This window comes from Bifidobacterium asteroides, assembly GCF_030758775.1.
Taxonomy (GTDB): Bacteria; Actinomycetota; Actinomycetes; order Actinomycetales; family Bifidobacteriaceae; genus Bombiscardovia; species Bombiscardovia kimbladii.
The window spans coordinates 1,428,647-1,451,396 of record NZ_CP132384.1 but is presented as its reverse complement, the minus strand read 5'-3'; the positions used below and the strand labels follow the sequence as shown (position 1 = coordinate 1,451,396).

Annotated in this window: 18 protein-coding genes and 1 tRNA gene; 13 read left to right on the top strand and 6 right to left on the bottom strand. The window is 62.0% G+C overall.

What is annotated here, in order from left to right:
* The first annotated feature begins 10 nt into the window (after positions 1-10).
* The 7 genes from RAM15_RS05710 to RAM15_RS05680 all read left to right on the top strand — a co-directional run bounded on the left by RAM15_RS05710 (position 11) and on the right by RAM15_RS05680 (position 7,750).
* Entirely contained in the window at positions 11-961 is a 951-nt protein-coding gene (locus tag RAM15_RS05710; RefSeq protein WP_306221129.1) for a hypothetical protein, read from the top strand.
* Positions 958-2,169 carry a hypothetical protein gene (locus RAM15_RS05705; RefSeq protein ID WP_306221128.1) on the top strand — a complete coding sequence of 404 codons (1,212 nt, stop codon included), beginning with the start codon at positions 958-960 and terminating at the stop codon, positions 2,167-2,169. Before RAM15_RS05710 ends, RAM15_RS05705 begins: the two co-directional genes overlap by 4 nt.
* A gap of 12 nt (positions 2,170-2,181) precedes the next feature.
* Positions 2,182-4,701, top strand: coding sequence for a hypothetical protein (locus RAM15_RS05700; RefSeq protein ID WP_306221127.1), 2,520 nt, complete (start codon positions 2,182-2,184; stop codon positions 4,699-4,701).
* 14 nt (positions 4,702-4,715) lie between these two features.
* Positions 4,716-5,030: a hypothetical protein gene (locus RAM15_RS05695; RefSeq protein ID WP_306221126.1), complete on the top strand. Its 315-nt coding sequence runs from the start codon at positions 4,716-4,718 to the stop codon at positions 5,028-5,030.
* Between the two features lie 66 nt (positions 5,031-5,096).
* Positions 5,097-6,344 (top strand): GH25 family lysozyme, encoded by a 1,248-nt coding sequence (locus RAM15_RS05690; protein WP_306221125.1) that lies wholly within the window; start codon positions 5,097-5,099, stop codon positions 6,342-6,344.
* 13 nt (positions 6,345-6,357) lie between these two features.
* Positions 6,358-6,597, top strand: coding sequence for a phage holin (locus RAM15_RS05685; RefSeq protein WP_306221124.1), 240 nt, complete (start codon positions 6,358-6,360; stop codon positions 6,595-6,597).
* A 190-nt stretch (positions 6,598-6,787) separates the two neighbouring features.
* Positions 6,788-7,750: an SDH family Clp fold serine proteinase gene (locus RAM15_RS05680; protein ID WP_306221123.1), complete on the top strand. Its 963-nt coding sequence runs from the start codon at positions 6,788-6,790 to the stop codon at positions 7,748-7,750.
* Positions 7,751-8,030: 280 nt separating this feature from the next.
* Here the strand turns inward: RAM15_RS05680 and RAM15_RS05675 are convergent, their stop codons facing one another.
* Positions 8,031-9,128, bottom strand: coding sequence for a hypothetical protein (locus RAM15_RS05675; protein ID WP_306221122.1), 1,098 nt, complete (start codon positions 9,126-9,128; stop codon positions 8,031-8,033).
* Positions 9,129-9,293: 165 nt separating this feature from the next.
* On the opposite strand from RAM15_RS05675, the gene RAM15_RS05670 reads away from it, so the two are divergent.
* Positions 9,294-9,569, top strand: coding sequence for a hypothetical protein (locus tag RAM15_RS05670; protein ID WP_306221121.1), 276 nt, complete (start codon positions 9,294-9,296; stop codon positions 9,567-9,569).
* 104 nt (positions 9,570-9,673) lie between these two features.
* Here RAM15_RS05670 and RAM15_RS05665 read toward each other — a convergent pair.
* A tRNA-Arg gene (locus RAM15_RS05665) sits at positions 9,674-9,750 on the bottom strand.
* A gap of 44 nt (positions 9,751-9,794) precedes the next feature.
* Positions 9,795-11,672 (bottom strand): 1-deoxy-D-xylulose-5-phosphate synthase, encoded by a 1,878-nt coding sequence (locus RAM15_RS05660; protein ID WP_306221120.1) that lies wholly within the window; start codon positions 11,670-11,672, stop codon positions 9,795-9,797.
* Positions 11,673-11,853: 181 nt separating this feature from the next.
* Between RAM15_RS05660 and purE the strand changes: the two genes are divergently transcribed.
* From purE to RAM15_RS05645, 3 genes are all read left to right on the top strand, one after another.
* Positions 11,854-12,360 carry a 5-(carboxyamino)imidazole ribonucleotide mutase gene (purE, locus tag RAM15_RS05655; RefSeq protein WP_045924682.1) on the top strand — a complete coding sequence of 169 codons (507 nt, stop codon included), beginning with the start codon at positions 11,854-11,856 and terminating at the stop codon, positions 12,358-12,360.
* Positions 12,344-13,510 carry a 5-(carboxyamino)imidazole ribonucleotide synthase gene (gene purK, locus RAM15_RS05650; RefSeq protein WP_306221119.1) on the top strand — a complete coding sequence of 389 codons (1,167 nt, stop codon included), beginning with the start codon at positions 12,344-12,346 and terminating at the stop codon, positions 13,508-13,510. Before purE ends, purK begins: the two co-directional genes overlap by 17 nt.
* Positions 13,511-13,579: 69 nt before the next feature.
* Positions 13,580-14,023 carry a Fur family transcriptional regulator gene (locus RAM15_RS05645; RefSeq protein ID WP_306221118.1) on the top strand — a complete coding sequence of 148 codons (444 nt, stop codon included), beginning with the start codon at positions 13,580-13,582 and terminating at the stop codon, positions 14,021-14,023.
* On the opposite strand, the gene RAM15_RS05640 is transcribed toward RAM15_RS05645, so the two are convergent.
* Together RAM15_RS05640 and RAM15_RS05635 are read right to left on the bottom strand one after the other, a co-directional pair.
* Complete coding sequence (locus RAM15_RS05640) at positions 13,995-16,604, bottom strand: bifunctional lysylphosphatidylglycerol flippase/synthetase MprF (protein WP_306221117.1); 2,610 nt, start codon at positions 16,602-16,604, stop codon at positions 13,995-13,997. The genes RAM15_RS05645 and RAM15_RS05640 overlap by 29 nt on opposite strands.
* A 54-nt stretch (positions 16,605-16,658) precedes the next feature.
* Complete coding sequence (locus tag RAM15_RS05635; protein ID WP_306221116.1) at positions 16,659-18,023, bottom strand: alpha/beta hydrolase; 1,365 nt, start codon at positions 18,021-18,023, stop codon at positions 16,659-16,661.
* A gap of 220 nt (positions 18,024-18,243) precedes the next feature.
* On the opposite strand from RAM15_RS05635, the gene RAM15_RS05630 reads away from it, so the two are divergent.
* Both RAM15_RS05630 and RAM15_RS05625 read left to right on the top strand, forming a co-directional pair.
* A complete protein-coding gene (locus RAM15_RS05630) occupies positions 18,244-19,164 on the top strand; it encodes a metal ABC transporter solute-binding protein, Zn/Mn family (protein WP_306221115.1) in 921 nt (306 codons plus the stop codon).
* A 126-nt stretch (positions 19,165-19,290) separates the two neighbouring features.
* Positions 19,291-21,468: a sulfatase-like hydrolase/transferase gene (locus RAM15_RS05625; RefSeq protein WP_306221114.1), complete on the top strand. Its 2,178-nt coding sequence runs from the start codon at positions 19,291-19,293 to the stop codon at positions 21,466-21,468.
* On the opposite strand, the gene purD is transcribed toward RAM15_RS05625, so the two are convergent.
* Positions 21,465-22,736, bottom strand: a complete 1,272-nt coding sequence (purD, locus tag RAM15_RS05620) for a phosphoribosylamine--glycine ligase (RefSeq protein ID WP_306221113.1) — start codon at positions 22,734-22,736, stop codon at positions 21,465-21,467. The two genes, RAM15_RS05625 and purD, sit on opposite strands and share 4 nt — an antisense overlap.
* Between the last annotated feature and the right edge of the window lie 14 nt (positions 22,737-22,750).

Below are 22,750 nucleotides of genomic sequence, written 5' to 3'. Positions count from 1 at the left end.
GGAGTGATCTATGTCTACAGCTTTGGGTGTGGCCCCTGACAGCAACGGTCAGGGGTGTGATGCGCTGACGCACCGGAGGGTGATCGCCGGCCAGTGGGCGAGCACGGGCGTGCTCAGCGGCCTGTCGGTGTCGGGCCGTCAGGATCTGCGCTACGGGGTGAGCCCGGGCCTGGCGGTGTGCTCCATGGGCGAGACGGACGGGATGAGCATCGCCTGGTGGGATGGCGGCGGCAGCCCCTTCACGGAGAATGCGGTGGATGCGGGGGATTCGGCCTATCCGCGTATCGACGCGGTCTATATCGTCTCCTATACGGGCCAGCCGGACAACCGGGTGCATGTGAAGGTGCAGCAGGGCACGCCGTCCGCGGCTCCGCAGCCTCCGCAGGTGGAGGCCGGCGGCCTGGTGGTCGGCTACCGTCGGCTGCCTGCGGGGGCGATGAGCACCGCGTCGGCCATGGCCTGGGGGGATGTGGACTATGCGATCTCCTACGAGGCCAACCTGGGCCTGCTGGAGGAGTATGTGGACCGGCGGACGAACGTGTGGGGGGATCCCCGGCCCCGCCAGTGGTCCATCGAGTATCCGGTGACCGTCTACCTGCCGACCGACCGGGTGGTGGAGCTGACCTACGACGCGGACGTGGCCTACGCCATCAGGGGCGACCAGGGGCAGATGCTGCCTGTGGGCGACAACGACTGGGCGTCCTGGGCGGTCACCTTCATTTTGGACGACCAGGATATCCCCGGGTCGACGAGGGAGACGCTGCTCATGCACGGCGTGTGGACGCATGCGCATGACAGTGTGATCATGACCATGCGGCAGGGGACCCATACGATCAAGGTCAAGCAGGGTCTGGCCAGCAAGCAGGGCAACGGCCAGTCCTACATGCACTACGGGGAGAACGACGGGCTGACCTACCCGGGGCGCACCGTCCAGGTGTGGGACCGGGGGCCGGCCCGGTGAGCTGGAGGGCCTGGCTGACCGACGCTCGCGACGGGCGGGTCATCGCCCCCGTGGACATCCCCTCATTCCAATGGCAGATGGGCATCCGTGACTCCTCCTTCACGACCACGTCCCGTGAGCCCGGCGACCGGAGCGCCTCCAACATGACGCTGCCCTGGACGGCCCTGCCGGCGGACACACCTGATGCTCGCAGCCTGCTCCTGGATTCGACCAGGCGTGCCCTGTGCCTGACCTGGGCGGGCTCCATGGCGGGCGACGACTTCGGCGACCCGGCCATCTGGGGGGTGATCGGCGAGCGGCAGGACACGCAGCAGGACACATCCTTCCCCCTCTCATCGCCCTTGGAGCTTCTCGCCCAGCGGCTGGTCGTCCGCGAGGGGGCCTTCCGGGACGGGAAGAGCACGGATGTGATCGGCGTGGACGGCCTGTCCTACCGGGGCATCATGTGCGAGGCCGGCCTGTACGCGAGCGGGCGGAAGCAGGGCGGCCAGCTGCCCATCGACTGGCCCTACCAGGGCGAGCACGGGACACGGCAGAAGACCAGCTGGAAAGCCTGGAACATCCAGAACAACGGTGCGAAGAAGCTCCTGTGCGACATCGCCGACCTGCAGGACGGGCCGGACTTCGCCTTCATCCCTTATCTGACTGCTGACGGGTCGCATGTACGGGTGCGTTTCGAGGCCGGCAGCGACGGGGACCGGCGGCTGTTCGCCGACCGGCCTCCGGTCTGCCTGGCCTATCATCAGGGGGCGAGTCTGCTGGATGACCTGCAGGTGGCGCACGCCTCCCCGGTCCAGCGGGTGTATGCGACCGGGGCCGGGAGCGATGAGAGCGTGCTCACGGCCCTGGCCCAGGACCTGTCGGGCATCACCGGCGGGCCCGACCCGCAGATCCTCCGGGAGACGGCCTACTCGGACACGGACACGGACAATCCGGCCGTGCTCAAGTCCCACGCCCGGGCGCAGTTGCAGGCAGGCCGGCGCAAGCTTATCCAGATCACCGCCCAGGTGCATTTCGGGGATCTGACCGCCGGCAACGTGGCCCTGTCCCCGGCCAGCCTTCGTCCGGGCATGCCGGTCGTGCTGAGCATCCAGGGCTTTCCGAGCCTGCCGGACGGCGACTATCGGACGGCGGTCATGCTCCTGTCCGGCGACCAGACCAATACGGCCAAGGTCACCTTCGACGTGATGGAAGACCCCTACCAGTAAGGAGGGATTATCGTGCAGCATACGCTGATCACCCCGCAGAGCCCGGGGGAGCAGCTGGCCGCCCTGGCCGCCGGAGCCCTGGACATGGCCAGCCGGCAGCAGACGGGCAACATCGGCAGCGTCACCATCCCCACGGCGAACGGCACCAAGCTGATCGCCGGCGAGGCGGCCGGTCTGCAGGGCATCGCCCCCTGGGTGGGGGATACGACCCCTCCGGGCATGCCCACGGGTGTGGGTGTGGACTCGGCTGCGGGCATGATCCTGGTCTCCTGGGACGGCACTTTGCAGGGCTGCATCCCTGCGGATTTCGATCATGTGCAGATCCTGGTGGACGGTGTGGAGGCTGGCCAGCTGCGGGTCCGTGGCACGGCGACCCTGGGCCCGTATGAGGCGGACAGCGTCCACCAGGTGACCGTCAGGGCGTGGGATGATGCGCATGCGGAGGACGGCAGCCCGGCCCCCAACGGGTCCGACCTGACCGGGCCGGTGAGTGTGACGGTCAAGAGTGTCGTGGACGCCAGCGAGATCAAAGATGCGCAGGACAAGGCGCAGCAGGCCATCAACCAGATCGCCGGGGTGCAGCAGACCGCGTCCAGCGCCAGCCAGGCGGCCGCCGACGCGGGCAAGGCTGCGGCAGACGCCGGCAGCACGGCCAGCCAGGCCAAGAGCATCGCCGACGGCCTGTCAGGCAGTGTGGGCACGGCCGTGTCCACGGCCAACAACGCAGCAGAGTCGGCCAAGCAGGCGTCGAAGGACGCCGGCGACGCCAAGCTGAAAGCCGGCGAGGCTGTGGACAGTGCCACCACGGCGGTCAGCCAGAGCGCGGCGGCCAGCAGCAAGGCCGATGCGGCCCTCTCGCGTGGCGTGGAGCTGGTCCGCAATCCGGCCTTCGACCCGGCGTGGGGGAACCTGGACGGCTTCGGGCTGAGCATGGGCACGAGCGGTGCCCCGGCCAAGCCGCCTCTGCCTTACGCCACCTACGGGGCCTTGACGCAGAGGGATTACTTCAGCTCCTGGCGCTTTCCGTTGGATCGTGGACGCAAGTATCGTTTCGGCTTCTGGTGCATCTGCGACGGGAAAAACCGTGAGGATCTGCGCATCGGCTGGCGGTACGTCAACCCCGGCACGCACTGGGATGAGGCGGTCACGGTCACCCCGGGGGAGGCGTCCTCCTGGGTGTGGCGGGAGGCCGTCGTCGGCACGCCCGACCAGTGGACCGACACGGACCATAGTCTGAGCGTGTGGCTCAACATCGCCGGCTATGGGGACCAGGCGACGGGCTGGTGGATCACCGGCCTGACCGTCCGGGATGTGACCGACAGCCAGGACGCCAAGGACCAGGCCGCCAGGGCGCAGACCACGGCCGACGGGAAGAACCGGATCATCGCCGCCGCATCCGAGCCCTCGCACGGCGGTCTGGCCCTGGGCGACCTGTGGATGCAGCTGGACAAGGCCAGTAACGTCACGGGCATCCAGGTGTGGAACGGCAAGAGTTTCATCGACTACGTGCTCATGGCGCAGCAGGTGCTGGTGGCGGGCAGCGTGGGCACCATCTGCCTGGCAGACGGGGCGGTGGTCGCCGACAAGGTGACCGCCAGCGAGGCCCTGCTCGAAAAACTGCTCGTGCGCAAGATCAAGGCCGACGAGATCGACGTGGGGAGCCTGACGGCCGCCATCGTCAGGTCGGGCCAGTTTTCCACGCCTGACGGGCTGGTGGGCTTCGACGAGTCTGGATACTGGGCCAAGGGCAAGGACGGCAAGTATCTTTTCCGTGCATCGGGTGACGGCGTGCAAGCGGTGGGCGGCTTCCAAACGGCCCTGTCCGGGGATCGCATCCAGCTGAGCCAGACCCTGATCCAAGGATCCACGACTGGCGGCCTGCAGGGTATCGGGGATGATCCGACGCACCCCTACTGGCTGATCTGGGGGGACCACAACGGAATGTCCAGCCGGCTGCTGATGGGCACGAGCCCGCAGCAGCCGCAGTTCTCGGCCACGATCGGCCCGCAGGGCAGCACCGCGGGCGTGGCGGCCAACCGGGTGGACATCGCCGGGTCGGAGTCCGCCAGCATCTCGGGGGACATCACGGTCAACGCCATGCCCCGGTACGGGGTGGGTCGCCGCGTTTACCAGTGGATGTCAAACTGGTCGGGCGTACCAGTAGACGGCTGGGTCACCGAAGTAGCAAACCAGACGTTCGTGGTTCCCGGGCCGGGCGAGGGCCGATGGTACATGTGTGATATAGGTGCCCGCGTGGCAGGATCCGGCGAATACGCTATCCGCTTGGAAATTTTCACCCCCGGAGGGTGGGACCCTGTCAGGCATGCCCTGCTCTCCCCGCCAAAAAACGGCGGTATCGACAACTTCACGAGCAGCAGGATGGTGTTCATGAAGGCCGGCACCTACGTTCTGCGCATCCAGACGATCAAGTTCGGCGACGTGAGCATCGACATGAACGCCGACTGGGCTTTCGCCGAACCCTATACGAAACCTCACGTTTTCGCCCGCTATGTCTTCCTCACGGAATGCTGAGAGGGGGCCTGTGGATGCCTGACCTGCTGATGATCATCCTGGAGTCCATCGTGCCCATGCTCCTGACCGGCGTGGGCGGCCTGTGCGGATGGCTTTTGAAAAGCCACCGCAAGGAGGAAGCCAGGGACCGGGCCATGGAGACGGGCCTGCGCACCCTTCTGCGGGCCGAGCTCCTGGAGATCCACGCCAAATATGTGCCGCTCGGCTATATCCCGGTGGCGGTCATGGACGAGGCCGACCGCGTCTACCGCGCCTACCACAGCCTGGGAGGCAACGGCACGGGCACCAAGATCTACGAGGAGATCAAGGCCCTGCCCACCATCGACTGACCGCCCATCACCTGTCCCGCCGCCCATCCGGGCGGCTTTTTCATGCCAAAAAATAGGAGGATATGCATGCGATGGTCCCATGCGCGGCACGCCCGCGCCAAGCCCAGATACGCGCGGATCATGGTGGGGGCGCTCGCCGTCCTGGCCATGCTCACCCCAGGTGCCGCCTACGCGGACGCCGGCTTCGACAACGCGTCCTATCAAGGGTGCTACAACGCCCAGGCGGCCAAGGACTCGGGAGCAAGCTTTTCGATCACCAAGATCACGGAGGGCACTTGGTACGTCAATCCAGCCGCCGACTGCCAGATCGCCGCCAACCGGTCCGCCGGCCTAAGACTCGGGGCCTACGCCTACGCCAGGCCGGAGAAAGGCACCAGCCCGGAGGCCGAGGCCGACCACTTCAACGCCCAGGCCAACGCCCGCGGGCTCGTGCATGCTGGCGTGATCCCCTTCCTGGACTGGGAGCCGCCAGCACCGTATAACTCGCATACGGACTGGGCGAAGCGGTGGCTTGACCGGGTGACCTCCTACTGGGGTACCAAGCCCATCATCTACATGCAGGCCTCCAACATCCAGGCCGGAAACTGGCAGGCTGTGGCAGGAGCCGATTATGGGCTCTGGGTGGCCGGCTATCCGCGAGGCTACACAGGCGAGCGTCTGCGTGATCCTGGGGCACCGCCTTACTCGGTGGCACCCTGGCCGTTTGCGGCTGCCTGGCAGTACTCCTCCACGGGGAACGTGCCCGGCGTGGGCAACGCCGTTGACGTCAACTGGTTCTACGGCGACGCGGGGACCTGGGCCAAGTACGCCAATGCTCCCATCGGCACGCAGGCCAATCCGGTCACGCCGTCTCCCACGCCATCCCAGGGTGCGCCTGTCGGTGACGTGGGCAGCCTCGCCACGGCAGTCATCCGGGGCGAGTACGGCAACGACCCGCAGCGGCACGCCCTCCTAGGCAACCGCTATGCCGAGGTCATGGCCGTGGTCAACGAGCGCCTGCGAGGCAACTCCGGCGGCGGCAACGGTTCTGGCACCTATGTGGTGCGTCCCGGCGACTGTCTGAGCATGGTCTTCGGCGGCTCCTGGCCTGTGATAGCCCAGCTCAACGGCATCCGAGCACCCTACGTCATCTATCCGGGCCAGCGTCTCGCCACCGGCAGCGGTGGCGGAGGCGGTGGGCGGACCGTGACCGTGCGTCGCGGTGACACGCTCTCCGGGATTGCCGCCAGGCTCGGCATCCCTCAAAGCCGGCTGCACGGCTACCGGTCCGGCAACCCCAGCCTGATCTATGCAGGCGAAGTGCTTCACTACTGAGGAGGTGATATTTATGACCGATACGATCCCCGAGGACGAGGGCAAGCCCTACTGGCTGCCCGACTGGCTCTACCAGATCCTCAAATGGGTGGGACTAGGCTTCCTGCCATTGCTGGGGGGCTTCGTCCACAGCGTCGGCCCCGTCTGGGGTCTGCCTCACACGGATGCCATCGTGACTACGATTTACGCGCTGGGAGTGCTCATCGCAGGCTGCATCGGAGTCAGTCAGGCTAAAGCCGCGCTCAGCAAGTAGATCTGTCCCCACGTCGTGTCTGTAACTCGCCTCCGCTCCGGTATTTTCAGAGTGGGGGCGGTTTTAAATTCTGATAGCCAGCGTTAATCCGGGCCCAGTGTAATAATGTCCGATACCTACCCTTGGAGGACTCTATGGAGGAAACGAAGAAGGAGCGTCGAAAGCTCCTTGAAAAGAAGGTGGATACTTCATGGCAGGAGCAGAAAACGATGGCGTTAGAAGCAAGGGCTCTCGGAGCAAAGCTACGCGAAGGAAAGCCGATAAGCTTTCAGAAAACAATTGGGAGGATCTCCTTATAGACAGCAGGACCCCTCTGTATGCGTCGGAGCATTCAGGGCGGTATGAACGTCAGAAGCTCATCAGGGGATACGAGCAAATCACCGGCAGGAATCTGATTGCAGTCGTCGATCAGATATACGAAGGGAAGATGACTGTATTCCAGGAGCTCCTGGGTGATTGCGACCCGGATAAAGAGCTTGATGTGCTCTTGTCGTCACCCGGCGGGAGCGGGGAGATGGCGTTGCGCATGGTGCAATCCATGCAGGATCAGTGCCGAGCCGTGCGCGTGATCGTGCCTGATATGGCAAAAAGCGCTGCTACCGTGCTTTGCCTCGGTGCTGACGAGATAGTGATGGGACCGGCTGGTGATCTGGGTCCCATCGACCCCCAGATGATCCTTCAGTCAAGATTCATGGTCAGTGCAAAGGAACTGGTGCGTGCCGTGGAGGATGCCGAGGCAAAAGTGCGGGATAATCCCGGAGCGTATGCCTTGTACTCGTCACTATTGTCTGAAGTCAATATGCTGACATACGAGCAGTCAAAATCGGCTATTGACCGTTCGGGAACGTTGATGAGAGAGGCGCTGGAGGCGGTCAAACCACGAGGCAAAGATGACGTGGACCGCCTATGCGATCAATTGAAGGGGCCTCTGATTGATGTGCCGACGAACCATGCAGCCGTATTCTCTTATGAGAATGCGAAGCGTTGCGGCCTGCCCGTCACAAGACCAGATCTAGACAGCAAAGAATGGAAAGTGCTGTGGTCCCTTTGGACACACTATTATGCGATCGGCAGCTTCCCAGCCGGCAACACGGCAGTATACGAGGGCAAAAGAGTTTCGCACATCGAAAGCCCTACAGGCGTTTCCAACTGAACAATCTCGATACCAGAGTTACTCAATCCCGCATTCAATAGTTACATCGCCCTCGCTTCGGGAGACCGGAGCGAGGGCGTTTTTCGCGTCTCAGCGTGTAAAATGGGAGTTGATTGTCCCCCGCCCTGCCTCTCGGACATGAGTCCTGATGCCCATTCGGCGGGGCCTTTATGACTTATCCACATTTTGCAGCCAGGCCATCTTGTGCTGCCGATGGCCTGTAACTTGGTTTTGTCACACCGTCCCACTCCCCCGAATAATACGGACTGCATGACCCTTCCTAAGGCTTCTTGGGGGATCCGTCGATGGTGCAAGTTCCGTATGCAGCGTCGACTGGTGGTGGTGCCAGGCGCTCTTCGCCGGTCTTGTCATATTGTTCGCCATTGGTGCAAGGCAGAAGCAATGTCTCCCTGTGATGCTTAGGGCCTAAGGAGAAGTATCCCAGATACAGCTTGGTCTTAGAATCATACAGGAGGATACCCTCAAACTTGGCCACGTTAAACCTGTATGAGATGCCATGATTGACGGGTTCTCTGATGGGGCAGGAGAATCTCAGGAATGATGGGTTGACCAGCACGTAGCAGCTCTTCTTGTTTCCCGAGTGTAGTCGTTTCATGGCAGTTTTGATCTCGTCATTCGTTGTTGTCATGATCGATTTTTTCCTTGTGCCCGTTAGCCGGTTTCGGCTTTGAGCTTTCGGTTGGTCGTCCTGTTTCTTGCAGAAGCGTTCATTAAACACCTGAACGAAATATGTTATGGTGATGAATGAAAGGATAGTATTCGCAACTGAGTTGTTTTCCAGAAGAAGAGAATGATTGCGGTCTTCCAGTTGGTGGAAGGCGACTTGAATGAAAAAAATTCCAGTTGCGCTATACGGCCATGTTCTCAGAAACCAATGCAGATTGTTAAAATTGAGAAGGTCGAAGCCAGCGTAAATTACTGTGATCACCTGGACAAGCATCATAGCCGTGAATACTAGATTATGAGAAAAATCCCGAAGATTCAGAGAGAATACCTTAATAATATAATCATAATGGCCCAAAGATAGAAGAGCAATAAATATGGTTTTCAGCGCGCCTATACCATAGGTGGCCTGCCAGACATGATATCTGGCGCTATGTGCGTAGTAGAAAGAAAGTATAAAGAAACAGCATGAGAATACTTCTACAGAAGTTATTGTGATTGTTGTCATGTCCGCTTGTGCCGGGATGCCAAACGGCTTTTTTGTGACCAAAAGCCAAAGGCACAAAAAGATCAAGATTGCGGTTGTAATAGAGATTATTAGTTTTTGAAGCGTTTCTTTCTTGTTGGGCAATCTGTCTAGCATGCCCTTTATCTCATCTCTTAAGAACCAGAAGAAACTCAAAAAAGTAGACATCACGCCTATTCGCCTTTCGTATGACGATGATTGCTAAATTATATTCGAAGTATTAGCTCAACGCTTTGGGAAGGCCTTGCCGTGCATCGCTTGGCGTTGTATGCCGTAGTAAGTAGAGCATCTGCTTTCCGCATGATTCCGTCGATTCCAGCCTATCATCCAGGTATGGCCTATATCCCTGAGGAAATCTCCCAAATCTCCGACAGCCACCCCTCCTACATCCCAGCATCGGATGACGAGCGGGAGCGTCTGACCATCCTCCTGCACAAGCGGCTCGACCAGATCATCGACCAGGAGCAGCAGACAGGACTCAGCCGGCAGGACCGCGAGCGCCTCGCCGTCATGCACATGCAGATCAGAGCAGACCTGGCCGCCATCAGGTATGGGGCCACGGAGCGGACCGTGAGGGAGATCGAACGTCGGTACAGGGTAGGCCGGTGATTTTTTTGATTATGGCACACAATTGGCACACAAGCCGCAGATTGTCTATTGGCCAAGGAGATAAGGTAAAACCCCTGCATCCGTTTGGGGAGTAGGGGTTGTGTTGGTGACCCCGGAGAGATTCGAACTCTCGACCTACAGATTAGAAGTCAGTTGCTCTATCCAGCTGAGCTACGGGGCCAAACCCTTTCATTGTACCCGCCTGGGTCCACCGGCGGGTCAGATCTATGAAGCCTGGTCGGCAAGGGCATCCGATATGGCTCGAGTCATTGCAGGAACGGTCATGCCATACCGTTCCAGCAGGGTGGCCTTGGGAACCCGGTCCTTGAACTCCTTGGCCGCTCCGAAGGCCAGGGTGCGAATCTGACTAGGTCCGTAGTAGACAGCCACCGCTTGGCCCCAGCCGCCATCCAGCTGACCATCCTCGATGGTGACCACCAGGGAGTGGGTGCTGGCCAGGGCCTCCAGGGTCTGCTCATCCAAGCGGTCATAGCGATGCGGATCCACCAGTGTGGGTTTCAGCCCCAGGGACGCTTTCAAGGAATCAGCCAGGTCACGACCCAGGGGCAGGGCATCGCCGAGAGCTAGCAGGGCCACTGTCCTGCCTTGCTGCAGGATACGGTAACGGTCCCATGGCTGGCCTGCGGTCGTGGAATCGGATTTTACCGGCGCTATCGGCTTACCTGCGCGTTCTGTCGCCAGCGTGCGCTCGCCGGGCACCCTAATGACCACCGGCTGCCGGGCCGGGCCAGTGGCCCAGGCCAGCATGTCCAGAAACTCGGATCCGCTGGTCGGAGCCAGGCAGGTCAGTCCGGGGATGCCTCGCATCATGACCATGTCGGCCGTGCCTGAGTGTGTGGCATCGGTTTTGGCAACGCCAGTGGAAAAGACCAGCAGGGTCACCGCACTACCGTTCAAGGCCATCTCTTGCTCGATCTGGTCGTAGGCCCTCTGGAAGAAGGTGGCTGAGGTGGCGACTACAGGCGTGCCTCCGGCCTTGGCGATGCCCGCGGCATAGGCTATCGCGTGAGATTCGGCGATACCCACGTCCCGGTAGTGATTTCCAGCCCGCTGACGGAAGTCGGGATCGATGCCGTTGGACAGCGGTGTAGCGGGGGAGATGACCGTCAGACCCGGCTCTTGCGAGAACCTGGCCTCCAGGGCCTGCATGGCCATTCTTCCGTAGGTCTTTCGTGAGTTGGGCAGACGGTTAAGGGAGTCCAAGCCGTCCTGCCAGTGGTTGGCCTCCACCGGACCCTCGGCGGGCAAATCCGGCAGGGAAGTCATATGAGCTGTTTGCCCATCGCTCTGGGCCATCGAAGTCGATCCTATCTGTCCTTGGCTGCCCTGGCCCAGTCCCAGGCCCTTGCGGGTATGGATATGAACCACCACCGGATGATCAGTGTCTTTGACCTGACGGAAGGCCTCGATCAGATCCTCGATCCGGTTGCCCTCATCCACGTAGCGGTAGTCCAGTCCAAGGGAGCGGAAGGGATTGTCTGAGCTGCGTCCCCCGCTGGCACGCAGGGCCGCCAGGCTCTTGTATAGCCCCCCGTGGTTCTCGGCGATGGACATTTCGTTGTCATTGACCACAATGATCAGGTTGCCGCCCTGCTCAGCAGCCCAGTCCAGCCCCTCGAAGGCTGGCCCGCTGCTCAGGGAGCCGTCCCCGATCAAGGCGATGATGTTGGCCTTGCCTCCGGTCGCATCCCGCTGGGCGGCCATTCCGCAGGCCAGGCCGATGGAGGTGCCGGTGTGCCCCAGCATGAAGTCGTCGTAGGGGCTCTCCTTGGGCGAGGTGAATCCGGAAAGATCCTTCTGAGACTCAGGGTCCGTGTAGAACCGGCGCCGGCCGGTCAGGATCTTGTGTGTGTAGGCCTGATGGGAGACATCAAAGATCAGATGATCATGAGGCATGTCGAAGACGTAGTGCAGGGCGATGATGGGCTCGATGGTGGCCAGGTTGGAGCCCAGGTGGCCGCCGTGACGTCGACAGAAGCGGATCAGCAGCTGACGGATCTCGTCGGCCAGTCGATTCAGCTCTTCCAAGGAGAGAACCTTCAGATCCTTTGGGGAGTCGATGCTGTCCAGAAGCTTGCCCATAACCCTCCTGTCTGTTTTGCTGTCGTGCAATCCAATGATTCTAGGTCTGGGGCGGCGGTTTGGAACCGCTGTAAGCCCGATGTTCACCAGGCCCGGCCCTTACATCCATAGGACCGTCACGATTGGCCGGCTTCTCCCCGGCCTTGCGTAGTATCGGATGTGCATGAACATTGGAGGGCCGATGGCTGACAATACACATGAAGGGGCAAGCGTCGCAGTGATCATGGGATCATCGAGCGACTGGGAGACGATGAAGGAAGCCTGTCGGATGCTGGACCGGTTCGCTATCGTCTACACCAAGGAGGTCATCTCCGCCCATCGCACACCAGGGCGCATGGCGGAGTTCGCGCATCAGGCCCGGAGCCAGGGCATAGGGGTCATCATCGCCGGGGCCGGAGGAGCAGCCCATCTGCCTGGGATGGTGGCGGCCCAGACCACGCTGCCGGTCATCGGAGTGCCAGTGAAGTCCCATGCATTGAGCGGGGTTGATTCACTCCTGTCCATCGTGCAGATGCCTGCCGGCATTCCTGTAGCGACTACGGCTATTGGGGCGTCCGGGGCTACCAACGCCGGCCTGCTGGCGGCTTCGATTCTCTCCATCAATGATCCGAGGCTGGCTCAGGCCCTGGATGACTACCGTGCCGAGCTGGCCCGATCCGTGGAGGCTTCCAATGCCAAGCTTGTCTGAGGAGACCAAGGGAAGAATCGATCACCTGGAGCCGGGATCCGTCATCGGGATCGTCGGCGGCGGCCAGCTGGGACGGATGATGGCTCTGAGTGCCCGCTACCACGGCTTCCGCATCGGCGTGCTGGACCCTACGCTCGATGCTCCAGCGGCCCAAGTAGCCGATTTTCAGGAGACGGCCGACTATGGGGACTTGGATGCCCTCAAGCGGCTTGCCGACCGCAGCGATGTGCTCACCTACGAATTCGAGAACGTGGATGCCGACGCACTGGACCAGGTGAGGGACCGTGTGGCCATCCCCCAGGGGACCGACCTGCTCAGGGTCACCCAGGATCGCGTCCACGAGAAGACCTTCATCAACCGCCATGGCATCGATACAGCTCCCTGGAGGCAGGTTGACAGTCTTGATCAGCTGGATGCGGCCCTGAAAGAGCTGGGCATGCCCGCTGTGCTCAAGACTCGCACTGGTGGGTATGACGGCCATGGCCAAGCGGTCCTGCGCACCAAGGAGGATCTGCAGGCCCTGCAAGCGCGGATGAAGGGCCGTGACTTCCCGCCCTCCGTGCTGGAGGGGTTCGTGGACTTCGCCTTTGAGGCCTCCATTTTGGTCTCGGGCAACGGGAAGGACTATGTCACCTTCCCCATGGTGCGCAACGAACACCGTCACAACATCCTGCACATGACTCTGGCGCCGGCAAAGGTCGAGCCTGAGATGGCCGACCGGGCGCGTGACATGGCCCTGACTCTGGCTGACGGCTTCAAGCTGGCCGGGACTTTGGCCCTTGAGCTCTTCGTCATGCCCGATGGCGGTCTGGTGGTCAACGAGTTGGCCCCGCGCCCTCATAATTCCGGTCACTACACTATCGAGGCCTGCTCCATGGACCAGTTCGATGCCCATGTCCGGGGGATCGCCGGGTGGCCACTGCCTAAGCCTCGCCTGCTCAGTCCCGCGGTCATGGTCAACGTTCTGGGTCAGCATGTGGCTCCGGTCAGGAGGCTGCTTGATGAGCACTCCGAATGGTTCCTGCATGATTACGGCAAGGCCGAAGTGCGCACCGACCGCAAGATGGGGCATCTGACGGTGCTGACCGACGATCCTGAGAGTACTGCCAGGGATCTGGAGGCCACAGGCTGCTGGTCCGACCTGGACTGAACCGAATCCTCACATCCGTCCCGGCAATCCGGATGTAGGCTTGGTGGAGCCCAAGGAGTGTATCTAATCATGAACGCTGGCTCATCCGTCGGCCGCCGGACGCGGCAGAAGAACGCCATCTGGAAGGTTCTTCAGGCCCAGAATGACTTTGTTTCAGCCAAGGAGCTGCACAGGCTCCTTGGCGATTCGGGCCAGCGAATCGGCCTGGCCACGGTCTATCGGCAGCTGGCTTCCCTGCATATGTCCGGCAGCCTGGACTGCATTGAGCACGGAGGCATCCGCCTCTACCGGGTCTGCTTGGCCCAGCGTAGGCACCACCATCATCTGGTCTGTGAACGCTGCGGCAGGACCGTGGAGATCAGCCCGCCGGACGATGGCTGGCTGAAGGCCGTGGCGTCTGAACATGGCTTTACGGTCTCCTCGCACACCTTGGAGGTCTACGGCCTGTGCAGCAGCTGTCAAGACCGCTCCGGTCAGGCAGACGTCAGTGATCCTCCCGGCCCTTGGGCATGATGGTCTTGATGGCATCCCAGGCCTGAGAAGCCTTGAGATTGGGCAGGTAGGCCTGGACTACAGCCAGTCCGATCTGAGCCAGCTGAGCCGGGTCGGGATAGCAGATATAGACCGGGTGCTCGCTGGGCTGGAACTTCTTCTTAAAGAAGAAGAGCGAGCGGAAGCCATAGGCCGGCTCCATCAGGTCGGCCACCAGGTGAAGAGCATGCTGCAGGAAGGCGGTCCGATCTTCGCCCTGACCATCGTCATCGTCTTCGCTGCTGTCCATGCCGGCCAGGGGAGCGGCCGATAGGCTCATGAATTCCGCCGTCCCCTGGTCGCGCAGCCGTTCGGCCATCCGTGCTATCAGGAACTCCATGATCCCGTTGGGACTGTCGGTCCTGTGCCGCATGAAGTCCAGGGTCCATCCAATTACCTGGCCCTGGCGGTAGGTGGGCATCCAGCTGGTCACGGCCAGCACCTTGCCCTGGTCGTCCACGGCGTAGAGGATGGCCATGCGCGGGTCCCTCAGCTCATCCAGGCCGCCCAGGGTGAACTTCATCTCGGGCAGGGCCTTGAGTTCGGCCCACTGCTCGGAGATGTCCACGATCTGCGACTGGACATCCCAGGAGGCATCGTTGAATGTGGTCAATACGTCGGTGATCTTGTCGCGCTTGGCCTTGTTGATGGCTGTGCGAATGTCCTGCCACTTCTTGCCCTTGGTCTGCCAAAGACTGGGGGTGACCACCATCTCCGAGCCGACTGTCAGGGTGGACCAGCCGCGGGAGGCGAGCAGATCGCGTTGGGGCTTGTGGACGCTGTAGAAGACCGGTGACCAGGAGTGGGCGTTGCAGAAGCGTGCGAATCCGTCCAGATCGTCCGCATACTCGTCAGGGTCGCCGAATGGGCCAGTGGTGGTCAGGGCTATGCCGTGCAAAAGCCGGTAGGCGATGGCCGAGCGCCCGCTGTCAGAGAACCAGTAGCTGTTGCCCTCCCAGGTGGTCATGAAGGACATGCTCTCGCCCCCATACTCGACCAGACGATCGGCCTCCTGGCGCTCGCTGCCGTTCTGGATGACCGAGCTGCGCATCCAGGAGAGCAGAACCACCAGGACCGCCAGCCAGAAGATCAGCCCCACCCCATGGCTGACGATCATCCCGGTGGGCGTGCGTGGGACCAGGGCTGGGCGGAAGCGCGAGGCCACACCATTGGGCAGGTAGAGTTCGGGCAGCTGGGAGAGGGCCCTGCCGGTGGTGGGCCAGGGGTGGAAGGACCCGGGGCTTGCGGCAGTGAAGGCCAGATAGCCCATGGCTGTGGCCAGGAAGGCCAGGACGATGGCCGCCCAGCCCACCTGCAGGCGCGAGGCCTTGGTCCGTACCAGGAAGATGCGCAGGTTGCGTGCCAGGAACCAATTGAGAATCAGCGGCGGCAGGGTGATGATCAGCAGGGAGGGCAGGGCGCCGTGGTGGATGACCCGTGGCAGGCCGTCTCCGATGGTCAGGGGGAAGACCAGGAAATAGAGTATCGCCAGGATGATGGTCAGGGTGTTGAGGACCAGACCGGTGACAGCGGCAACCCGGCGGCCATGGTAGATGCCCCAGGCCACCACCAGCAGTACCAGGGTGGGCATGATCAGGGACGAGACGCCGGTGGGTGCTCGGCCGGCGACCAGACCGTACTGGGCGTAGCAGCTGGCCTGGTTGTTCTCGGCCAGGCAGCGGGACAGGGCAGCGCTGCCGCCAGGGTCCGAACCCAGGAACATGCCCAGCGGGGTGAAGAATCCTGCGCGGATCCTGGAGGAGACGGTGACCAGGGGGCCGAGAGCCAGAACCGTGGAAATGGCCCCCAGCAGGTGGCGGGTCTCATAGGAGCCGCTGTGGCCATGCGGATTGGCGTCCTGGACCGGTCCGTGCCAGAGGTGGCCGGTCAAGTGGCCGATCAGCGCTGCAGCCAGGGCGCAATAGTAGCCGGGGTTGCCGGTATACAGCACCATCAGTATCAAGGCCGTGTAGCCTATGGTGGCGATCCTGCGTCGCCAGAGGAAGTCGCTGAAGGGGATGGAGGCCATCAGGGATCCGACCACCAGGATGATGGGGCTGAGCGTCATGGGCACTCGGATGAACCAGGCCCAATGGTCCTGGAGTGCATTGATCAGGGTGCAGATGATCAGCCCGACAGCCGCGCCGCCTATCGCGCTGATGACTGATGCCAGCACGGTGCGTCTGCGACCCAGTCGGGTCTCGGCGATGCACAGCATGACCAGCACCAGGGCCACATCTATGATCAGTTGCAGGGGGCCAGGGGTGATGACCAAGGATACCAGCAGCCGTGCGAACTGGACCAGAAGCGAGGAGCGGCCCTGGCCGTGGACCGGATGCGGAACCTGGTGAATGATCAGGTCTGACAGCGGCATGCCCAGCCGTGTCCTGCCGGGGATGCGCAGCAGCCAGATCAGCAGCCAGCTAATCAGGTTGAGCAGGACCAGCGCAAGGCTGAAAGCCAGTGCAAGAGCGTGACGTCTGACCCATCTGGTCAGGTCCCGCAGAAGCACGGTCTTGGCCGAAGGCTCCATCAGCCCGGATCCTTTATTTGTTGTCTCCATGATTGCGGCGGCTCTTTCTGCTTATCGGTTTGGACGCTCTGATCTGTCAGCGGTTCAGCCGAGGTGTGTTTCGATAATGTTCGGGAAATCTTCAACCGGTCGGGACATGGGCCCTAGTCCCATGGCTTCGCCCACCCACTCCAGCCCGGGTTTCCAAGCCGTCTTGACTGTATGCCAGTCATGGCCCGATCCCTGGGTGATGACGGCCCGCACCTTCATGCCCGCCTGGTTGGCGGCCTTGGCGATGACCATCATATTGTGCTGTGACTCTTTATCGTTGGACCCGGCTGCGGTGAACAGAAGCTGGCGGGATGGCGCCCGCTCCAGCATGGCCCTGGCCGGAACCTGGGCCAGGAAGCGCTTTCGGTCGCCGCCGAAGTAGTCGCGGATCATCTGTTCCTGCCGACCTTGGGTCGGTTCCAGTTCCCCATCAGCCGGGAGCATGCTTCCATAGACGTCTGGATGCCGTGCCCCAAGCTGGGTGGAACAGGTCCCGCCCTGGGAGAATCCGCCGATGGCCCATTGCTGGGGCTGGCTGGCGACGGGCAGTTCAGCGCGGATCCAGGCGGGAACGTCACTGCTCAGGTAGGTTTCAGCCTTCCCGTAGACCGGGGAGTCCACGCATAGGCTGTTGTGAGAGGATGAACCGTTCTGGTCGGGGGAGACCACCACTGGTGCCAGGCCGTCGTGCTGGGCGGCGTAGGCATCCATCATGGCCGGAATGGCTCCGGCGGTGAAGAGCCGGTCGGGGCTTCCGGGCTGGCCGGCCAGAAGCACGAACACAGGCAGCGCTGGCGGTTTGTCGCTCAAGGCGGCAGGCGGCAGGTAGATATCAGCCGGACGAGCCGCGAATCGGGAGCGGCTGTTGGGGATGCGCATGCTGTAGGATCGGCCGACACTGGGATGCGAGGGCAGCTCGCCCCGTGAGGCCAAGGATCGCCACTGGGCTACGCTCATGGCCGGTCTGGCTGCCTTATGATCGTTGTAGTCGGGGTAGAGGGAGACGCTGAACAGGGATCCCAGAGTGGTGAACTCCCCGTAGATGATATCCACACGAAGCCCGGTGGACAGTAGGCAGAGCAGGACGGTCAGGGCGGCCAGAATCCGACGCCAGCCACGTGCAGTAATCAGGATGCAGACAGCAAACCCCACTGCAAGAAATCCCAAGGCCACGCTGATGATGACCATCCAGCCCAGGGAGACGCCGAAGAGCATAAAGACGTCGGAGACCAGCCAGGTGGCCAACAGTCCCAAGGCTCCTATGCCTAGGGCAATGGCCACTTGACGCAGCAGGGTCCGCCAGCGTCCGTGCGTCAGTCCGGTCAGCACCAGCACGATCAGAGCCAGGGCTGTCAGCGAAAATATTGACGCAGGCAACCACCCCTGGGTCAGATGAACCCTTGCCAGCCATGCACCCATGCCATTCCTTCCAACCAAAATACATCCGCAGTTCAGTATAGGGAGTGTCCGGTCGCACGGCTGCCATTTGAACAGTCATTCATTCTCACCAGGACCGCATCTTCAGATTCCGGTCATGGGTTCGTCTATGGTATATTTATTGATAATCAATCTCAGTAACGGTCGGCGGGCCTGGCGGCAGGTCCGTCCCGTGCCGTCGCCAGAAAGGAACTCCCTATTCATGCAAGCCAGCAGCCTACGCCTCCGCCGGACTCGTACCTTGGTCGCCGCCCTCCTGGCCGGACTGACCCTGCTGACCTGTCTGACAGGTTGCGGAAAGAGCGAATCATCCTCGTCGTCCACAGGATCCGCCCCTCTGCAGGTGGTGGCCAGCATCAACCAATGGCAGTCCCTGGCTGTGGACCTAGGCGGCGACCAGGCCCGGGTGGATACCATTCTGAGCAACACCTCGACTGATGCCCACGACTATGAGCCGACGACGGCGGACATCGCCCGGATCAGTCGTGCAGACCTGGTCATCGTCAACGGGGCCGGCATCGACGACTGGGCTGCCAAGGCCGCGGAAACCGGGCAGGCCAAGCTGGTGGACGTATCCAAGGCATCAGGGCGCAAGACCGGCGACAACCCCCATCTCTGGTTTTCCTCCCAGGGCAGGAGAGCAGCTGCCAAGGCCGTGCATGAGGCCTACAGGCAGTTGCGTCCAGACCGAGCGGCTGGCTTCGACAAGGCCTACCAGGACTGGCAGGGTCGGCAGGCCCGGCTGGACGATCTGATTGCCGATGCGCGCAAGCACACCCAGGGACGACACTATGCGGCCACGGAATCGGCTGCCTACTACCTTTGCCATGATCTGGGCATGGAGGATCTGACCCCAGAGGGGTACCTGCGGGCGGCCGCCAACGAGAGCGAGCCCTCGCCTGAGGACCTTGTGGCCTTCCGTCATTTGCTGGCATCCGGACGCTTGGACATGCTGGTCCTCAACACCCAAGAAGTCAATCGAACCTCCAAGGAGCTGGCTGCTGAGGCTCGCAAGTCACATGTGCCGGTCTTCGAGGTCAGCGAGCAGCGCCCCGATAAGTACCGGAACCTGGAGGATTGGATCAGCGCCTTGGTCCAGCAGGTGCCGGGCGCCAAGGCCTGATGAGTCCACCTGCGCTTGATGTTCGCCAAGGGATGTTTTCGTGGGGCTTGTCGTCCTTGATGGGAACAATGGCACAGGTATCGGTAAAGGCCCAGCGGGCCCAATCGCCAAAGTCAGGAGTATGCGGTGAACGATCGTAAGCATCAGCCCGGCCGGTGGAGATCCTGGATGCAGAACATGACCGGACGTCTTCAGGTACGCGGGTGGGTCTACCTGCTTGCCTTCATCCTGATTGACTTCCTGTCAGTGGGCATCCTGCAGTGGGGGGTCTCCCTGAACAGCTCCCGCGTCGAGCTGTCCAACCCGCTGATCGGATTCTGGGGCTTCATCTCGGCCATGTGGACCCAGCGTCGGTTCGTCCTGGTGCTCAACATGCTGGCTGTGGGCCTGGTCTACCTGGCCCTGACCTACCTGACCAACCGCTTCTGGGCGGCATCAGGGCTGATCCTGGCCATCTGCGCGGTCATAGCGGTTATCGAACGCTTCAAGGTGCGTGCACGGTATGAGGCTGTCCTGCCCTCGGACCTGGATTTCCTCCATGCTGATGCGGCCAACCTGGTCTCCTTCCTGCCGGCCCGGTCCCTGATCATGATCGGGCTAGGTGTCGTGGCCCTGATCGTCCTCGGCGCGCTTTGCTGGGTGGTGACGCGGATGGATGCCCGTCGCGGCCGTCCGGTAGCCACCGGCAACAAGCCTTTGGGTGCGGGGCTCCGTACAGCAGGTGTTCTTGTTCCGGTTCTGGTGGTGGCGGTGTTCATGTCTACTGTGGGCACCTACGGCAGTCCCGCCTACCGTTTCTCGCAGTTCATGGGCGACAAACCCTCCATGTGGGACTCGGTCTATGACGCCCAGCGCAACGGGGTCTTCGTGTCATTCTCCCGGCAGCTGCGACCCAAGGTCATGGACCAGCCCGCGGGATACAGTCGTGCCACCATGCAGTCTCTGGCCCATCGCTACCAGCTTTCGGCGGACCGCATCAACCATGACCGCAAGTCCTATATGAATGAGTCGAGCCTGGTCTACATCCTCTCCGAGTCGTTCTCGGATCCCACACGGGTGCCGGGCGTCGCGCTCAACCAGGACCCCATGCCTCATATCAGATCCATCAAGGAGGGCACCACCAGCGGGCTCATGCTCTCCTCCGGCTATGGCGGGGGAACGGCCAATCTGGAGTTCCAGGCCATGACCGGCCTGTCCATGGCCAATTTCGATCCCTCGCTGACCTCTCCCTATCAGCAGGTCATCCCTCACCTGAACTGGATACCCACGGTCAATCAGGCCTGGGGGACGCCATCCAGGTCCCTGGCCTTCCATCCTTATGAATCCTCCATGTATTCCAGGGCCGAGAACTACAAGAAGTTCGGCTTCTCGCATTTCTACTCGCTGACCGGTCCTGACCAGATAGCCCACCAGGACCGCATCGACCGCAGCCAGTATGTGGGGGATCGCTCCGCTTACGAATCCGCCTTGGAGCAGATGGGCGACGACAGGGGCAACCAGTTCGTCGAGGTCATCACCATGCAGAACCACATGCCCTACAACGACTGGTATGACGGCAACGGCTTCTCGGTCAGTTCATCCGACCCCAACAGACCCCTGGGCGACGATGAGATGCAGTCCATACGCACCTACGCCAAGGGGGTCAGCCTGAGCGATCAGGCTACTGCCGATTTTCTGAACAGCCTTGACTCCCAGAGCAAGCCGGTCACCGTGGTCTTCTATGGGGATCATCTGCCCGGCATCTACGGCACGGCAAGCTGGGACGAGCGCAACTCCCTGGCCCTGCATCTGACCGACTACTTCATCTGGTCAAACAAGGCTTCGGATTCTTCTGGAGCACAGGTCAGCAATAGCGCTTATTCCTCGCCAAACTTCTTCCAAGCCCAGGCGGCCGAGCACATGGACGCCAAGGTCTCGCCCTTCACGGCCTTCCTGACCCAGCTCCATGAAAAGATCAGTGCCATTGAGCCTCCGGTGGCCAACCAAATCCAGGACTGGAACAGGATTCCAGCAGGGCAGACCAACTATCTGAATGCCCAGGGTCAGCCCATGGATGCCCGAGATTTCGACAGGGCCACCCGGCAGCTCCTGAATGACTACAAGCTGATCCAGTACGACATCATGGCCGGCAAGCACTACCTGCAGGGGACGGGCTTCACTGCCACGCCCACCCGCCGCTCCGATGCTGCCCGACAGAAGGCTGAAAAGAAGCGCCAGGCCAAAGAGCAGGCCAAGGAGCAAGTCCGTCAGGAAGAGCAGAACCGGGACAAGGACCGGGAGAGCTCGACCAGTTCGGCCAACTAGGCTTCCAGTCCGCGGTGGCCGATGTCGTGTCGATAGAAGAGTCCGGGCATCGACAATCCGTCCAGCCGGTCATAGACTCGCCGGGCGGCTTGGTCCAGGTCGTCGCCTTGGGCCACGACCAGGGCGGTCCTTCCCGAGGAGGACGTCAGGCCAGTGGAAGCCGAGCCGGACACTCCGGCGTAGTAGGCTCTGAGATCCTGCTCCGGGGCGATCAAGGGTACGGGCACGCCGGTCTTGGGATTGCCGGGATAGCCCTGGGCTGCCAGGACCACCCCCAAACGGCTGTGGGATTCATCCCAGGTGAATTGTGGCTCTCCGCCCTCCATCAGCGTGCGGATGGCCGTGCCCAGGTCGCTGGTCAGGGCGGGCAGCACCACTTCGGTCTCCGGGTCGCCCAGTCGCGCATTAAATTCGACGACCTGAGGCCCTTTGTCGGTGACCATCAATCCCGTGTAGAGGACACCGGTGAAGGGACTGCCTTCCTGGGCCAGGGCCCGGACGGTGGGGGCCACGATGGTGTCCAAGGCCTTTTGGGTCAGTTCTGGACCGAACTGCGGCAGAGGGGAGTAAGCCCCCATGCCGCCGGTGTTGGGACCCCGATCCCCGTCATAGGCGGGCTTGTGATCTTGTGACAGGGGCATGGGCCAGAACTGCTCGCCCCTGACGAAACACATGAGCGAGCACTCCTGACCCACCAGCTGATCCTCGATGACTACCTGGGCACCTGCCTGCCCGAACTTATGATCGATGAAGATGTCATCCAGGGCCTGTATGGCCTGGTCAAGGTCGGCGGCCACCGTCACACCCTTGCCGGCTGCCAGGCCGTCAGCTTTAATGACGACCGGGGCGCCGTGCGAGTGCACATAGGACTTGGCACTGTCCAAGTCATGAAAGACCGCATAGTCAGCGGTAGGAATCCCATGCCTGCGCATCAGGTCCTTGGCAAAGCCCTTGGATCCTTCGATGCGGGCCGCGGCCTTGGTAGGACCAAAGGCGGGGATGCCGGCAGCCTGCAGTTCGTCGACCAATCCAGCGGTTAAAGGAGCCTCGGGTCCGACGAAGACCCAATCGATTCCCAGCTCGCGTATTGCAGCGATCAGTTTTTCTGGCTGCGAGGAATCCTCCTGCAGCAGGCTGATGCCGTCCGGCTCCATACCCGGGTTGCCTGGGGCGCACCAAACCCGATCCACTCCTGGTCCGGACAGCAGGGTGGTGGCGATAACGTGCTCCCTGGCTCCCGAGCCGATGACCAGTACCTTGTCCGCCATGATGGGCTCCTCTC

Bases quoted from the DNA above. Each gene is read 5' to 3' on its own strand.
- RAM15_RS05660 (WP_306221120.1), bottom strand. From the start codon at position 11,672: ATGGGCAAGCTTCTGGACAGCATCGACTCCCCAAAGGATCTGAAGGTT.
- RAM15_RS05635 (WP_306221116.1), bottom strand. From the start codon at position 18,023: ATGGGTGCATGGCTGGCAAGGGTTCATCTGACCCAGGGGTGGTTGCCT.
- RAM15_RS05675 (WP_306221122.1), bottom strand. From the start codon at position 9,128: ATGTCTACTTTTTTGAGTTTCTTCTGGTTCTTAAGAGATGAGATAAAG.
- purK (WP_306221119.1), top strand. From the start codon at position 12,344: ATGCCAAGCTTGTCTGAGGAGACCAAGGGAAGAATCGATCACCTGGAG.
- RAM15_RS05670 (WP_306221121.1), top strand. From the start codon at position 9,294: ATGGCCTATATCCCTGAGGAAATCTCCCAAATCTCCGACAGCCACCCC.
- RAM15_RS05645 (WP_306221118.1), top strand. From the start codon at position 13,580: ATGAACGCTGGCTCATCCGTCGGCCGCCGGACGCGGCAGAAGAACGCC.
- RAM15_RS05680 (WP_306221123.1), top strand. From the start codon at position 6,788: ATGGCAGGAGCAGAAAACGATGGCGTTAGAAGCAAGGGCTCTCGGAGC.
- RAM15_RS05640 (WP_306221117.1), bottom strand. From the start codon at position 16,604: ATGGAGACAACAAATAAAGGATCCGGGCTGATGGAGCCTTCGGCCAAG.
- purE (WP_045924682.1), top strand. From the start codon at position 11,854: ATGGCTGACAATACACATGAAGGGGCAAGCGTCGCAGTGATCATGGGA.
- RAM15_RS05710 (WP_306221129.1), top strand. From the start codon at position 11: ATGTCTACAGCTTTGGGTGTGGCCCCTGACAGCAACGGTCAGGGGTGT.
- RAM15_RS05630 (WP_306221115.1), top strand. From the start codon at position 18,244: ATGCAAGCCAGCAGCCTACGCCTCCGCCGGACTCGTACCTTGGTCGCC.
- RAM15_RS05695 (WP_306221126.1), top strand. From the start codon at position 4,716: ATGCCTGACCTGCTGATGATCATCCTGGAGTCCATCGTGCCCATGCTC.
- RAM15_RS05685 (WP_306221124.1), top strand. From the start codon at position 6,358: ATGACCGATACGATCCCCGAGGACGAGGGCAAGCCCTACTGGCTGCCC.
- RAM15_RS05690 (WP_306221125.1), top strand. From the start codon at position 5,097: ATGCGATGGTCCCATGCGCGGCACGCCCGCGCCAAGCCCAGATACGCG.
- purD (WP_306221113.1), bottom strand. From the start codon at position 22,736: ATGGCGGACAAGGTACTGGTCATCGGCTCGGGAGCCAGGGAGCACGTT.